Genomic DNA, 14,169 nt, shown 5'->3' with positions numbered 1-14,169 from the left:
CCACGGGCGTCCGGTACGCCACAGGTGTCCGGTACGCCACGCGCCCGTACGCCGCACGCCCGTACGCCACGCGCGCGTACCCCTTCGAACCCCGATGCCGTGGTCACGCCGCCTCCACCAGGGCCCGCTCCCAGAACTCCTTGCAGAACCGCGTCAGCGGTCCCTTCCCGGCGCCGGGCGGTGTCCTGGTCTCGTGCGGGCGCAGCAGGCCCGCCTCGACCGGCACCTCGCCCACCAGCGGCAGGCCGAGCAACCGCGCCACCTCACGGTCGTCGAGTCCGGGCGCGTACGGCCCCCGCACCGCCACCCGCAGATCGCGGACGACCATCCCGACCGCGGAGGCCATCCGCCCGGCCGCCGCGACGGCCCGCAGTTCGGCGGGGACCACGAGGATGCCGAGGTCGAGCTGGGCGAGCGTCTCGGCCACGCCGCCGTCGATCCGGCGGGGCAGGTCGACGACGACCGTGCCGCCCCGGCGGCGGGCCGCGGCGAGCACCGCGCGGACGGCCTGCGGCGGGACGGCCACGCAGTCGCCGCGGTCCCAGCTGAGCACCCGCAGGGAGTGCAGCTCGGGCAGCGACTCCTCCAGGGCGCCGCCACCGACCCGCCCGCGCGAGGCGGCGAACGCCGGCCAGCGCAGCCCCTCGGCGGTCTCCCCGCCGAGCAGTACGTCGAGTCCGCCGCCCAGTGGATCGGCGTCCACGAGCAGGGTGCGCAGTCCCTCCCGTGCGGAGGTGACGGCGAGCGCGCAGGCGAGCGTGGACGCTCCGGCGCCGCCCCGGCCGCCGATGACGCCGACGGTGAGAGCGGGCCGGCCGACGCCCTCGGCGACGTCGGCGATCCGGTCGACCAGCCACTGCTCCCCGTCGGGCAGCATCAGGACGTGGTCGGCGCCGATCTCGACGGCCCGGCGCCACACGCCGGAGTCGTCCTGGTCCCTTCCGACGAGCACCACCCCGCCTCTGCGGGCGGCTCCCCGCACGCGCCGTACGGCGTCGTCGCCGACCAGGACGAGCGGCGCGGCCTCCCAGCGGTCCCGCGGCTCGGGCACCCCCGGGTGCACCTCGGGTGTGGCACCGGCCGCCGCGCAGAGCCGGAGCAGGTCGTCGAGGAGCCCGGGGTCCTCGGTGATGATCAACGGTCCGCCCTGGCGCCCTCCGGCGCCGGACGGCGGATCGTGTGTGACGGCTGCGGTCACGCTTTCCATCCCCCTTCGCGGTGTCCGCGTGGACCCCGAGGGCCCCGCGATTCCCGAACGTGTGAAGAACCGGCAACCGGCCTCCATATGAACGGCCGATACGAACCGGCCAAACGCGCCCGACTAACCGGTTCCGGCCATCAAGTCGGCGCCGGCGGGCTGCGCTGGAATCACGGTGCAACGAAGCGGGAAATGAAGTGGATCTTGGTCGAAATCTGTGGACAACTCAGCCGTTGTGAATACGGCCATCACCCGAACCGGTGAGCCTTACACCCACCGACACCGACCCCTGTGCGACTTCCGCAGAGGAGCGCTACGACTACACACGGTGACGAATCATGGGAACGCAAAAGAGGCGGCCGAAGCCGCCTCGGTGCGGCCGTCGAGCCGCGCACACAAACCAGAAAACCCACCCGGACATGCGACGACCCCCACCGGGGGGGAGAGTGGGGGTCGTCTCCACGGCCGACTCGGGGGGGGAGGAGCCGGGCCGGGTTAGCACGGTCGCGAACGATCCGTGACTTCCATGGTGTACCCGAGAGCCCTCTCAGGCAAACCCACGCGCCCCACCTTACGCCGAATGGGCTGCGCCTATGCTCGGGGTCGTGGAAAACCACTCCTTGCCCCGCACAGCGGCGTTCTTTGACCTGGACAAGACGGTCATTGCGAAGTCGAGCACGCTCACGTTCAGCAAGTCGTTCTACCAAGGCGGGCTGATCAACCGCAGGGCCGCGGTGCGTACCGCGTATGCCCAGTTCGTCTTCCTCGTGGGCGGTATGGACCACGACCAGATGGAGCGGACCCGCGAGTACCTGTCCCAGCTCGTGCGCGGCTGGAACGTCCAGCAGGTGAAGGAGATCGTCGCCGAGACGCTGCACGACCTGATCGACCCGATCATCTACGACGAGGCCGCTTCCCTCATCGAGGAGCACCACAAGGCCGGCCGGGACGTCGTGATCGTGTCCACGTCGGGCGCGGAGGTGGTCGAGCCGATCGGCGAACTCCTGGGCGCGGACCGCGTGGTGGCGACCCGCATGGTGGTCGGCGAGGACGGCTGCTTCACCGGCGAGGTGGAGTACTACGCGTACGGTCCGACGAAGGCCGAGGCGATCAAGGAGCTGGCCGAGTCCGAGGGGTACGACCTGGACCGCTGCTACGCCTACAGCGACTCCGCGACCGACCTGCCGATGCTCCAGGCCGTCGGCCACGCCCATGCCGTGAACCCGGACCGGGCACTGCGCCGCGAGGCGCTCGCGCGCGGGTGGCCGATTCTCGATTTCCACCGGCCGGTCCGGCTCAAGCAGCGGCTTCCCGCCTTCTCCGTACCGCCCCGCCCCGCGCTCGTCGCAGCCGCGGCGATAGGAGCCGCGGCCGCCACCGCGGGCCTCGTCTGGTACGCGAGCCGGCGCCGGTCGACGACTCTCTGACCTGCGCCACCGTCACACCTGTGCCGTTGTCCGGCATATCGGTGCCCGTTTAGCGCCTGTTTGAGAGTAAAAGTAAAGAACTGCAGCCAGCACTTTCGCTTGCCCGAGTCCTGGAGTACAAAGGGGTTAACGGCCCGCGAGACCAAGGACATCCGAGAGGATCACCTTCAACAACGCAGTTGGCCCCACGGACCGAGCATGAACACTGGGCACCCACGCGACGTCGACCCGTCGATTACGGGCCAGCCGCACCAGGTGACGGGCAAAGTCCCCGACCTGATGGGCAACATATCGAGGACGCTTGGTAACCCGGTGAGCATGCCAGCGGCGGTACGAGTCCTCGTACCGCCGCAACTCTGTTCAGGCGCCTTTACGGGGGCCTTCTTTCTGCCTCACGCCGCCCCGCGCTGCAGCGCCTCGCACACCGCCGTCGACTCGCGCACGCCGAGCTCGACCGCCTTGCCGCAGTGGGCGATCCAGGCGGCCATCCCCTCCGGAGTGCCCGAGACATACCCGTCGAGCGCCGCCAGATAAGCCGCCCGGCCCAGTTCGGCATGGCCGACCTCCGCCGGGCAGATCGACTTGGGGTCGAGACCGCTGCCGATCAGGACGATGCGCTCGGCCGCGCGCGCGACCAGGCCGTTGTGGGAGGTGAAGGGCCGCAGCGCGAGGAGTTCGCCGTGCACGACGGCCGCCGTCACCAGCGCGGGGGCGGAGCTGCCCGCGATGATCAGCTCGGACAGTCCCTCCAGGCGGCCGTTGACCTCCGCCGCGCCCGGCAGCGGCAGTTCGACCAGCGGCTCGTCGACCGGCTCGCCCTCCCGGCGCGGACGCCCCACCTCGTCACCGTTGCTCGCCGCGGCCACCAGGTGCAGCCGGGCCAGGACCCGGAGGGGCGACTGCCGCCAGATGGACAGCAGTTGGCCCGCCTCGGCGGTGAGCCGGAGCGCCGCACCCATCACGCGCGCCTCGTCGTCGCCGCTGAAGTCGGAGCGGCGGCGCACCTCTTCGAGGGCCCAGTCGGCACCGGACAGCGCTGCGGAACCGCGGGCGCCGCGCAGCGCGGCCTCACCGGTGACCGCGTTGCTGCGGCGCCGCATGATCCGGTGCCCGTAGACCCGGTCCACGGCCTTGCGCACGGACTCCACGGAGTCGGCCACACCGGGCAGCGAGCCCAGGGCCGCGAGCGGGTCGGCGGTCGCGCCTGTCGTACTCATGAGTACGACATTACGCAACCGCGGGCCGGACCCCACGAAGGAGTGGTCTTCTTCACGCACCCCTGCCACGCACAGCTACTGCGCCGCTACGCTTCGTGAACATGAAAATTGCTTTCGTCGGGAAGGGCGGCAGCGGCAAGACCACCCTGTCCTCCCTGTTCATCCGCCATCTCGCCACCACCGGACGACCGGTCGTCGCGGTCGACGCCGACATCAACCAGCACCTCGGTGCCGCCCTCGGCCTCGACGAGGCGGAGGCCGCAGCGCTGCCGGCGATGGGTGAGCGGCTGCCGCTGATCAAGGAGTACCTGCGCGGCGACAACCCGCGCATCGCCTCCGCCGAGACGATGATCAAGACGACACCGCCCGGCGAGGGCTCCCGGCTGCTGCGGGTGCGCGAGGACAACCCGGTCTACGACGCCTGCGCCCGGCCGGTGGAACTCGACGGCGACACCGTCCGTTTGATGGTCACCGGGCCCTTCACCGACGCCGACCTCGGAGTGGCCTGCTACCACTCCAAGACCGGAGCGGTGGAGCTGTGCCTGAACCACCTGGTCGACGGGCGTGACGAGTACGTCGTGGTGGACATGACGGCCGGCTCCGACTCCTTCGCCTCCGGCATGTTCACCCGCTTCGACATCACGTTCCTCGTAGCCGAGCCGACCCGGAAGGGGGTCTCCGTCTATCGCCAGTACAAGGAGTACGCCCGGGACTACGGCGTCGTGCTGAAAGTCGTCGGCAACAAGGTGCAGGGCCAGGACGACCTCGACTTCCTGCGCGCCGAGGTCGGGGACGACCTGCTCGTGACCGTCGGGCACTCGGACTGGGTCCGCGCCATGGAGAAGGGCCGGCCGCCCCGGTTCGCGCTCCTGGAGGACACCAACCGCCGCGCCCTGCGCCTGCTGCAGACGGCAGTCGACGCGACGTACGAGCTGCGCGACTGGCAGCGCTACACCCACCAGATGGTGCACTTCCACCTCAAGAACGCCCATTCCTGGGGCAACGAGCGCACCGGGGCCGACCTGGCGGCGCAGGTCGACCCCGGGTTCGTGCTCGGCGAGAGCGTGGCTGCGAACGCCTGAGAGCTACTGCGGCTCCCCGCCACTCACCGCTTGGCCGCCGGCGCCCCCGGCACTCCCTTGGGGGCCGGGGCCGGGTGAGACGAGAGGAAGGACGCCCAGCCCTGCTTGGGGGCCTCGCCGACGCCGAGGGTCCGCATCTTGGCCAGGGTCTCGGGGTCCTGGGCGTCCAGCCAGTCGGCGAGCTGCCGGAAGGAGACGCAGCGCACGTCGGGCTTGTTGCAGACCCGCTCGACGGTCTCCTCGACGGCGCGCATGTAGGTGCCGCCGTTCCAGGACTCGAAGTGGTTGCCGATGATCAGCGGGGCGCGGTTGCCGTCGTAGGCGCGCTGGAAGCCCTTGAGCAGGCCGTCACGCATCTGGTCGCCCCAGAACTCGTACTTGCCCGGGTCGCCCTGGGTCGTGGTGCCCGATTGGTTGACCATGAAGTTGTAGTCCATGGTGAGCTGCTCGTAGGAGTGCCCGGGGAACGGCACGAGCTGCATCGACAGGTCCCACAGGCCCTCCTTCTTCCTGGGCCAGAGCTGGTCGTTGACGCCGCTGGTGTCGTAGCGGAAGCCCAGCTCGCGGGCGGCCTTCATGAAGTTCTTCTGGCCCTCCAGGCAGGGCGTGCGGGCGCCGACGAGCTCCTTGTCGTAGTCGAAGGGGAGCGGGGCGGCCTTCTGCATGCCGGTGTTGGTCTTCCAGGACTTCACGAACTGCTTCGCCTGGGCGATCTCGTCCTTCCAGTCCGCGACCGACCACTGACCGACCCCGCCGCCGCTGCCGCAGAAGTGGCCGTTGAAGTGGGTGCCGATCTCGTTGCCCTCCAGCCACGCCCCGCGCAGCTGCTTCACGGTGTCGGCGATGCCCTCCTCGTCGTTGAAGCCGATGTCGGAGCGGCCCGGGGAGTGCTGCGGCGGCCGGTAGAGGTCGCGCTTGTCCTCGGGGAGCATGTACACGCCGCTGAGGAAGTAGGTCATGGTCGCGTTGTTCGCCTTGGCGACCTTGCGGAAGTGGGAGAACAGCTTCTGGCCGTCCTCGCCCGCGCCGTCCCAGGAGAACACCACGAACTGCGGCGGCTTCTGACCGGGCTTCAAGCGCTCCGGCCGGGGCAGGTGCGGCTGGGCCCCGGTGTACGCGGTGGAGCCGTCGCCGATCAGGCGGACCGCGCTCTTCGGCGGCGCCTGGGCGGGCTTCGCCTTCTGCGGGCCGGAGGCCCCTTCCTTGGAACCGTCGGTGCCGATCGCGCAACCGGCGAGCGAAGCGGCACAGACCGCGGCGACCACGGCACCGGCGGCGATCCTCTGGGTGGCGGCCATGTTCCGCCCACCTACTTCCTTCTGTCTCGGGATTCGGGGCCAACGACAGCGCCGCAAAGCTCGCACGAGACCGAGAAGGAATTTGTACGACAAGCCGATCAAATATCTGCATCACTCCGATGGGTGACTTATTGGGCCATTTGCCAGGAAAGTCTATGCCTGGCCTTTACTCTGAATTACGATCCGTTTACCGAGCGTTGATTCATCCCGCCGCTGCACGCCGTGACCCACGGCCGCGACCCGACCCCCCGTCATCGGGCGGGGGACCACCTGTTCCGCGACCGCGCTGCCCCGGAGGAGACGGGAATTATGTCCGCCTGCGTCCCTACCCGCGCCGCCGACTCAAGTCGGACCAAGCGCATCCACCGACCCCACAGCCCGCCGCCGCCCCGGCCCCGCCGCTTCCGTATCGCGGGCGCCGACGTGTCGGCCTCGATCGCGGTCTTCCTGATCGCCCTGCCCCTGTCCCTCGGCATCGCCCTCGCCACCGGCGCGCCCCTCCAGGCCGGCCTCGTCGCCGCCGCCGTGGGAGGCCTCGTCGCCGGACGGCTCGGCGGCTCAGCGCTCCAGGTGAGCGGCCCGGCCGCCGGACTCACGGTCGTCACCGCCGACCTCATCCACCGCTACGGCTGGCGTACCACCTGCGCCATCACGGTCCTCGCCGGTCTCGCCCAACTCGGCCTCGGCTGCCTGCGCGTGGCGCGCACCGCACTCGCCGTCAGCCCCGCGATCGTGCACGGCATGCTCGCCGGCATCGGCGTCACCATCGCCGTCGCCCAGCTGCACATCGTCCTCGGCGGCACCCCGCAGAGTTCCGTCCTGGCCAACCTGCGCGCACTGCCCGCCCAGTTGGCCGACCTGGCGCCCGCCTCCGTGTCGGTGAGCGTGCTGACCCTGGCCCTGCTGCTGCTCTGGCCGCGCATCCCCGGCCGGATCGGCCGCCTCCTGCGCAAGATCCCGGCCGCGCTCGTCGCCGTCACCGGGGCCAGCGTCGTGACCGCCCTCGCCGGGCTGTCCGTGCCCATGGTCGACCTGCCCTCCTGGAGCAGCCACGCCCTGGCCGGGCTCCCCGAGGGACCGGTGCTCGGCATCGTCACCGCCGTCCTGACGACCACCTTGGTGTGCAGCGTGCAGTCGCTGCTCGGCGCGGTCGCCGTGGACAAGATGGCGGCCGCCAGGCCCGGTCTGACCGCCCGGGTCGGACGCTCCAACCTGGACCGCGAGCTGCTCGGCCAGGGCGCCGCCAACATCGTCTCCGGCTCGCTCGGCGGGCTCCCGGTCGCCGGGGTCGCCGTGCGGAGCTCGGCGAATGTGCACGCAGGGGCCGTGAGCCGGAACTCCACGATGCTGCACGGCGTTCTCGTAGTGATCGCCGCGCTGCTGATGGTCCCGGTCCTGGAGCTCATCCCGCTCGCCTCGCTCGCCGCCCTGGTGATGGCCGTCGGCATCCAGATGGTGTCCCTGCACCACATCCGCACGGTGACCCGCCACCGCGAGGTCCTGGTGTACGCCGTCACCACCCTCGGCGTGGTGGTCTTCGGAGTTCTGGAGGGCGTGACGCTCGGCATCGCCGTGGCCGTCGCCGTCGCCCTGCACCGCCTCACCCGAACCCGCATCACGCACGACGAGAAGGAAGGAGTCCATTACGTCCATGTACGCGGCCAGTTGACGTTCCTGGCGGTCCCCCGGCTCAGCCGGGCCCTGCACCTCGTGCCCCACGGCACCCATGTCGTCGTCGAGTTGGACGGCTCCTTCATGGATCACGCCGCCTACGAGTCCTTGCACGACTGGCAGAAGACGCACACCGCGCAGGGCGGCACCGTCGAACTCACCGGCCGCCGGGCCGGGGTCACGATCGCCGAACCCGGCGACACCACCGCGACCGACGACGGCTCCCCGCCCCCCACGGACACCGCCGAGCCGGCCGCCGCGACGGGCTGCCGCTGCAGCCCCTGGACGCCCTGGCGCAACCACCAGTGCGAACGCCCGCAGTCCACACTCCGGTCCGACGAGCCTGACGAGCCTGACGAGCCGGGCACATCCGACGGTCCTGGCGCGCCCGCGCGCGGCGGCGCCGGTACGGCCACCGGCCCGAGCGGGCATGAACTGGCCCGCGGGATCAGCGCGTTCCAGCGCAACACCGCACCCCTGGTGCGGGGCGAGCTGGCCCGGCTGGCCCGTGAGGGTCAGCGCCCCTCCCAGCTCTTCCTCACCTGCGCCGACTCGCGTCTGGTCACCTCGATGATCACCTCCAGTGGTCCGGGCGACCTGTTCGTGGTGCGCAATGTGGGCAACCTCGTTCCCCTGCCCGGTGAGGAGAGCGGGGACGACTCGGTCGCCGCCGCGATCGAGTACGCGGTGGACGTGCTGAAGGTGCGGTCCATCACGGTGTGCGGGCACTCCGGCTGCGGAGCCATGCAGGCACTGCTCAACTCCGAGCCCGGGGGCGTCCAGACGCCGCTCAAGCGGTGGCTGCGGCACGGGCTGCCGAGTCTGGAGCGCATGGCCGACGACGGCCGGCCGTGGGCCAGACTCGCCGGCCGGGCGCCCGCGGACGCCGTGGAGCAGCTCTGTCTGACCAACGTGGTGCAGCAGTTGGAGCACCTGGGGGCCCACGAGTCGGTGGCCCGGGCGCTGCACCGGCGGGAGTTGGAGCTGCACGGGATGTACTTCCACGTGGGCGAGGCGCAGGCGTATCTGCTCACCCAGTCGGGCGGGGACGGGGTGTTCGACCACGTGGGAGGTGTGGAGGAGCTGCACAGTCCGGCGTAGCGCTCCGCCGGACGTGCGGGGCGAGGCCGCTGGGCCGGGGCGACCCGGCTCAGCGGACGACGACGAGGTCCGGAGTGCTCGTCGGCTACGGGTGGGGCTCCATCCGCACGGGCTCGCAGGCGGCGATCTCGCCGCTCACCGCGTAGACGCTGGCCAGCCGGAGGCCGCTCTTGGCGCCCTGGGACTCCTTCGTGTTCTCGAAGGCGAGGGAGTCTCCGGGGTTGAGGGTGGTCTTGAAGGTCCCCTTCAGCACGGTGACCCCCTCCGGTGCGCCCTGCCCGCCCTCGGCCGAACGCGGCTTCCCGGCCGAATGGCCCTCGAAGTACGAGGGGAGCAGCTCCCCGCGCGGCTGAGCGCACTGCTCGCCGGCCGGGACTTCGTCGATGGCCACATGGATGCCCTGCGCTCGCAGCCGTTCGGCGAGTCGGTGCTGGTCGTCCGGTGCGAGGGACATGTCCTCGATGGTGAGCGTCACGCTGCCGTCGTCGTGCTGTTCCACCGCGTAGGCGGGCGCGTCGGCCGGTGAGCCCGGCACCAGCACCACCGCCAGTCCGGCCGCCGCGCAGGCACCGGCAGCAAGGACGAGCCTGCCCCGCGTGACCAGGGCGCGCCGTGCGACGAATGCCACGGCCGGCGCGGCGGCCTCCCGAAGTCCGATCTCGTGCCGCAGTTCTGCCAGCAGACGGTCCTCGAACGTCGTCTTGGTGCTCATGCCTCTCCTCCAGTGGCGTACCGCAGGGACGTGCCGTACGGGTCCAGGGCTGCCGGGTCCGCTTCCCCGAGCAGCGACTTGCGTGCCCGGTGCAGCCGCACGCGGGCTGTCACCTGGCGGATGCCGAGCGCGGCGGCGGCCTCGCCGACGGTGAGTTGGTCCACGACGATCAGTTCCAGCACCGCCCGCTCGCCCTCCGGCAGCAGGGCCAGGGCGGCGAGGGCCCGTCGCCCCGGGCTCTCGGCGTCGAGCTTGTCCTCCAGGCGGGCGATGTCGTCCGGCTCCAGCAGGCGCCGTCCGGAGATGCGCCGGTCGCGGGCGGTCTCGCGGGCCACCCGGCGGTACTCCCCCGCGACGACGTTGCGGGCGATGCCGTAGAGCCAGGCCGTCTCGCTGCCCCGGCCCGGGCGGTAGGTGTGGGCGGAGTCCAGGACCGCCAGGAAGATCTCGGCCGTCAGATCGGCGACCGTGTGCGGGTCCGCGACACGCCGGGCCACGAAAGATGTCATCGCGTCCACATGGCGCCGGTAGAACTCCTCGAAGAGCTCTGGGTCCCGGACCGCCGCCTGCGGCCCGCCCCGTATCCCTTCCACACGTACCCCCTTCATGTCGGTGGCGCTTCATCAGTACTTGGCCCGGAGTGTGAAAGGCGTTACAGGGACTGAACTCTGCCTGGTCGGCGTCCGTGGGTACGGATGACGCCGGCACCGAGAGACGTACGAAAACGGTCCCCCACAGCTCTCAACAGGTCTAAACCAATTTTCCGACGACCCTTGTCAGCAGGGGCTTCGGTCTGATGAGCTGTGGCCTGGGACACAACGGACACCCTGGGAAAGGGAGATGTCGTGAGCAACGAATCCTTGGCCAACCTGCTCAAGGAAGAGCGCAGGTTCGCGCCGCCCGCAGACCTGGCAGCCAACGCCAATGTCACCGCGGAGGCGTACGAACAGGCCAAGGCTGACAGGCTCGGCTTCTGGGCCGCGCAGGCCCGCCGGCTGACCTGGGCCAAGGAGCCGACCGAGACGCTGGACTGGTCGAACCCGCCGTTCGCCAAGTGGTTCAAGGACGGCGAGCTCAACGTCGCGTACAACTGCGTCGACCGGCATGTCGAGGCGGGCCATGGCGAGCGGGTCGCCATCCACTTCGAGGGGGAGCCCGGCGACAGCCGGGCGATCACCTACGCCGAGCTCAAGGACGAGGTCTCCAAGGCCGCGAACGCCCTGCTGGAGCTGGGAGTTCAGAAGGGCGACCGGGTCGCGGTCTACATGCCGATGATCCCGGAGACGGCGATCGCGATGCTGGCCTGCGCCCGGATCGGCGCCGCGCACTCCGTCGTGTTCGGCGGCTTCTCGGCGGACGCGCTCGCGACCCGTATCCAGGACGCCGACGCCAAGGTCGTCATCACCTCCGACGGCGGCTACCGCCGCGGCAAGCCGTCCGCGCTCAAGCCCGCCGTGGACGAGGCGATCGGCAAGGTCGACAACGTCGAGCACGTGCTGGTGGTGCGCAGGACCGGTCAGGAGGTCGCCTGGGACGACCGGCGCGACGTGTGGTGGCACGAGATCGTCGAGCGGCAGCCGGCCGAGCACACGGCCCAGGCCTTCGAGGCCGAGCAGCCGCTGTTCATCCTCTACACCTCCGGTACGACCGGCAAGCCGAAGGGCATCCTGCACACCTCCGGCGGCTACCTCACCCAGGCGGCGTACACCCACCATGCCGTCTTCGACCTCAAGCCGGAGACGGACGTGTACTGGTGCACGGCGGACGTCGGCTGGGTCACCGGGCACTCGTACATCGTCTACGGGCCGCTCGCCAACGGCGCCACCCAGGTCATGTACGAGGGCACGCCGGACACCCCGCACCAGGGCCGCTTCTGGGAGATCGTGCAGAAGTACGGGGTGACGATCCTGTACACGGCGCCGACCGCCATCCGTACGTTCATGAAGTGGGGCGACGACATCCCCGCGAAGTTCGATCTCAGCAGCCTGCGGGTGCTGGGGTCGGTGGGTGAGCCGATCAACCCCGAGGCGTGGATCTGGTACCGCAAGCACATCGGCGCCGACACCACGCCGATCGTGGACACCTGGTGGCAGACCGAGACCGGCGCGATGATGATCTCGCCGCTGCCCGGTGTCACCGAGACCAAGCCGGGGTCCGCCCAGACGCCGCTGCCCGGCATCTCCGCCACGGTCGTCGACGACGAGGCGGTCGAGGTGCCCAACGGCGGCGGTGGCTACCTGGTCCTGACCGAGCCGTGGCCGTCGATGCTGCGCACCATCTGGGGCGACGACCAGCGGTTCATCGACACGTACTGGTCGCGCTTCGAGGGCAAGTACTTCGCCGGCGACGGCGCGAAGAAGGACGACGACGGCGACATCTGGCTGCTGGGCCGGGTCGACGACGTGATGCTCGTGTCCGGGCACAACATCTCCACCACCGAGGTCGAGTCCGCGCTCGTCTCCCACCCCGCCGTCGCCGAGGCGGCCGTCGTCGGTGCCGCCGACGAGACGACCGGGCAGGCCATCGTCGCCTTCGTGATCCTGCGCGGCACGGCGGACGCCGAGGACGAGAACCTCATCGCCGACCTGCGCAACCACGTCGGCGCCACCCTCGGCCCGATCGCCAAGCCGAAGCGCGTCCTGCCGGTGGCCGAGCTGCCGAAGACCCGCTCCGGCAAGATCATGCGCCGGCTGCTCCGCGACGTCGCCGAGAACCGTCAGCTCGGTGACGTGACGACCCTGACCGACTCCACCGTCATGGACCTCATCCAGGCCAAGCTCCCGGCCGCTCCCAGCGAGGACTGAGCCAGACCGTCGTAGAACAGGGGCGCCCGGCGCGAAGACGCGCCGGGCGCCCCTGTTAGGTAAACTAAGCAAAACAAGCGTGACTCCACAGGTGTGCCGGGAAGTCTGGTCGGCGAGCAGCCCTGCCCTACCCACCGACCGGAGGTCCCCCTCATGGCCGCGCCCCCCACCACCCCCCGCAAGGTCTTCGGGCGGCTCACGCTGCCCGAACGGACCTTCGTGGCGGACGCGCTGCGCGCCGAGACGGTCGGCGGTGTCCTGCTGCTCGTCGCCGCGATCGCCGCGCTGATCTGGGCGAACGTCCCCGCACTGCACGACAGCTACGCGTCGGTCAGCCACTTCCACTTCGGCCCCGAGGCCCTCGGGCTGAACCTCTCCGTCGCCCACTGGGCCGCCGACGGACTGCTCGCGATCTTCTTCTTCGTCGCCGGCATCGAGCTCAAGCGCGAGCTGGTCGCCGGTGACCTCAGGGACCCCAAGGCGGCCGCGCTGCCGGTCGTCGCGGCCCTGTGCGGCATGGCCGTACCGGCGCTCGTCTACACCCTCACCAATCTGAACGGCGGCGGCTCCCTGGCGGGCTGGGCGGTCCCGACCGCGACCGACATCGCCTTCGCGCTCGCCGTGCTCGCCGTCATCGGCACGTCCCTCCCCAGCGCGCTGCGCGCGTTCCTGCTCACCCTCGCCGTCGTCGACGACCTCTTCGCGATCCTGATCATCGCGGTCTTCTTCACCGACCGGATCGACTTCGCCGCGCTCGGCGGCGCGGTGCTCGGCCTGGCCGTCTTCTGGTTGCTGCTGCGCAAGGGCGTACGCGGCTGGTACGTGTACGTCCCGCTCGCCGTCGCCATCTGGGCGCTGATGTACAACAGCGGCGTCCACGCCACCATCGCGGGCGTCGCCATGGGCCTGATGCTGCGCTGCACCACCCACGAGGGCGAGGAGCACTCCCCCGGCGAGCACATCGAGCACCTCGTCCGGCCCCTCTCGGCGGGCCTCGCCGTGCCGCTGTTCGCGCTGTTCAGCGCCGGTGTCTCGATCTCCGGCGGCGCGGTGGGCGACGTGTTCACCAAGCCGGAGACGCTCGGCGTGGTCCTCGGTCTCGTCGTCGGCAAGGCGCTCGGCATCTTCGGCGGCACCTGGCTGACGGCCCGCTTCACCCGCGCCTCGCTCAGCGACGACCTCGAGTGGGCGGACGTCTTCGCCGTCGCGACCCTCGCCGGCATCGGCTTCACCGTGTCGCTGCTCATTGGCGAGCTGGCCTTCGACGGGAACGCGACCCTCACCGACGAGGTCAAGGCGGCCGTGCTGATCGGCTCGCTGATCGCGGCCACCCTGGCCACGGTGCTGCTGAAGATACGGAACGGCAAGTACCGCCGGATGTGCGAGGCCGAGGAACGCGACGACGACCTCGACGGCATCCCGGACATCTACGAGGAGGACGAGCCGGCGTACCACCTGCGGATGGCCACGATCTACGAGAACAAGGCCGCCGAGCACCGCCGGATCGCCGAACTCAAGGCCGCCGAACGGGCGGGGCTTGCCGAAGTGGCGGGCGGGGCAGGCGAGCGGGGCGACCGTCGGGCATGATCTGACGGGACGGTACAAAAGACATGCCCCACAGAGTCCCAAGAGTCCAAAGAGTCCCAGTGAATTAGGGAG

10 protein-coding genes are annotated in these 14,169 nt (G+C 70.6%); 5 read left to right on the top strand and 5 right to left on the bottom strand.

The features are described from left to right. Positions 1–103 precede the first annotated feature (103 nt). A complete protein-coding gene (ssd, locus tag DI272_RS25155; RefSeq protein WP_109497540.1) occupies positions 104–1,207 on the bottom strand; it encodes a septum site-determining protein Ssd in 1,104 nt (367 codons plus the stop codon). A 584-nt stretch (positions 1,208–1,791) separates the two neighbouring features. Between ssd and DI272_RS25150 the strand changes: the two genes are divergently transcribed. Beyond that, positions 1,792–2,625, top strand: coding sequence for an HAD family phosphatase (locus DI272_RS25150; protein ID WP_109497539.1), 834 nt, complete (start codon positions 1,792–1,794; stop codon positions 2,623–2,625). Between the two features lie 392 nt (positions 2,626–3,017). Here DI272_RS25150 and DI272_RS25145 read toward each other — a convergent pair whose 3' ends face one another. After that, positions 3,018–3,842 (bottom strand): Fic family protein, encoded by an 825-nt coding sequence (locus DI272_RS25145; protein WP_109497538.1) that lies wholly within the window; start codon positions 3,840–3,842, stop codon positions 3,018–3,020. A gap of 101 nt (positions 3,843–3,943) precedes the next feature. Here DI272_RS25145 and DI272_RS25140 point away from each other — a divergent pair, with 101 nt between their 5' ends. Further along, positions 3,944–4,924, top strand: a complete 981-nt coding sequence (locus DI272_RS25140; protein ID WP_109497537.1) for an ATP-binding protein — start codon at positions 3,944–3,946, stop codon at positions 4,922–4,924. Positions 4,925–4,947: 23 nt separating this feature from the next. Here DI272_RS25140 and DI272_RS25135 read toward each other — a convergent pair whose 3' ends face one another. After that, positions 4,948–6,222 carry a hypothetical protein gene (locus tag DI272_RS25135; RefSeq protein WP_109497536.1) on the bottom strand — a complete coding sequence of 425 codons (1,275 nt, stop codon included), beginning with the start codon at positions 6,220–6,222 and terminating at the stop codon, positions 4,948–4,950. Between the two features lie 309 nt (positions 6,223–6,531). On the opposite strand from DI272_RS25135, the gene DI272_RS25130 reads away from it, so the two are divergent. Continuing rightward, the gene (locus DI272_RS25130; RefSeq protein ID WP_109497535.1) at positions 6,532–8,994 is read left to right on the top strand and encodes a SulP family inorganic anion transporter; all 2,463 of its coding nucleotides are present in this window, start codon (positions 6,532–6,534) and stop codon (positions 8,992–8,994) included. An 85-nt stretch (positions 8,995–9,079) separates the two neighbouring features. Here DI272_RS25130 and DI272_RS25125 read toward each other — a convergent pair whose 3' ends face one another. Both DI272_RS25125 and DI272_RS25120 read right to left on the bottom strand, forming a co-directional pair. After that, positions 9,080–9,706 (bottom strand): hypothetical protein, encoded by a 627-nt coding sequence (locus DI272_RS25125; RefSeq protein WP_109497534.1) that lies wholly within the window; start codon positions 9,704–9,706, stop codon positions 9,080–9,082. After that, positions 9,703–10,314 (bottom strand): RNA polymerase sigma factor, encoded by a 612-nt coding sequence (locus DI272_RS25120; RefSeq protein ID WP_109497533.1) that lies wholly within the window; start codon positions 10,312–10,314, stop codon positions 9,703–9,705. The genes DI272_RS25125 and DI272_RS25120 overlap by 4 nt, the downstream gene beginning before the upstream one ends. A 237-nt stretch (positions 10,315–10,551) precedes the next feature. Between DI272_RS25120 and acs the strand changes: the two genes are divergently transcribed. Together acs and nhaA are read left to right on the top strand one after the other, a co-directional pair. After that, the gene (gene acs / locus DI272_RS25115; RefSeq protein ID WP_109497532.1) at positions 10,552–12,510 is read left to right on the top strand and encodes an acetate--CoA ligase; all 1,959 of its coding nucleotides are present in this window, start codon (positions 10,552–10,554) and stop codon (positions 12,508–12,510) included. Between the two features lie 153 nt (positions 12,511–12,663). Next, positions 12,664–14,097, top strand: coding sequence for a Na+/H+ antiporter NhaA (gene nhaA, locus DI272_RS25110; protein WP_109497531.1), 1,434 nt, complete (start codon positions 12,664–12,666; stop codon positions 14,095–14,097). The last annotated feature ends 72 nt before the right edge of the window (positions 14,098–14,169 follow it).

It is taken from the genome of Streptomyces sp. Act143 (genome assembly GCF_003143935.1).
GTDB lineage: Bacteria > Actinomycetota > Actinomycetes > Streptomycetales > Streptomycetaceae > Streptomyces.
This window is presented reverse-complemented; position numbering and strand designations above follow the sequence as displayed.

Excerpts from the sequence above, each read along its gene's own strand:
- DI272_RS25125 (WP_109497534.1), bottom strand. The coding sequence starts at position 9,706 with ATGAGCACCAAGACGACGTTCGAGGACCGTCTGCTGGCAGAACTGCGG.
- DI272_RS25140 (WP_109497537.1), top strand. The coding sequence starts at position 3,944 with ATGAAAATTGCTTTCGTCGGGAAGGGCGGCAGCGGCAAGACCACCCTG.
- DI272_RS25135 (WP_109497536.1), bottom strand. The coding sequence starts at position 6,222 with ATGGCCGCCACCCAGAGGATCGCCGCCGGTGCCGTGGTCGCCGCGGTC.
- DI272_RS25145 (WP_109497538.1), bottom strand. The coding sequence starts at position 3,842 with ATGAGTACGACAGGCGCGACCGCCGACCCGCTCGCGGCCCTGGGCTCG.
- ssd (WP_109497540.1), bottom strand. The coding sequence starts at position 1,207 with ATGGAAAGCGTGACCGCAGCCGTCACACACGATCCGCCGTCCGGCGCC.
- DI272_RS25120 (WP_109497533.1), bottom strand. The coding sequence starts at position 10,314 with ATGAAGGGGGTACGTGTGGAAGGGATACGGGGCGGGCCGCAGGCGGCG.
- DI272_RS25130 (WP_109497535.1), top strand. The coding sequence starts at position 6,532 with ATGTCCGCCTGCGTCCCTACCCGCGCCGCCGACTCAAGTCGGACCAAG.
- DI272_RS25150 (WP_109497539.1), top strand. The coding sequence starts at position 1,792 with ATGCTCGGGGTCGTGGAAAACCACTCCTTGCCCCGCACAGCGGCGTTC.
- nhaA (WP_109497531.1), top strand. The coding sequence starts at position 12,664 with ATGGCCGCGCCCCCCACCACCCCCCGCAAGGTCTTCGGGCGGCTCACG.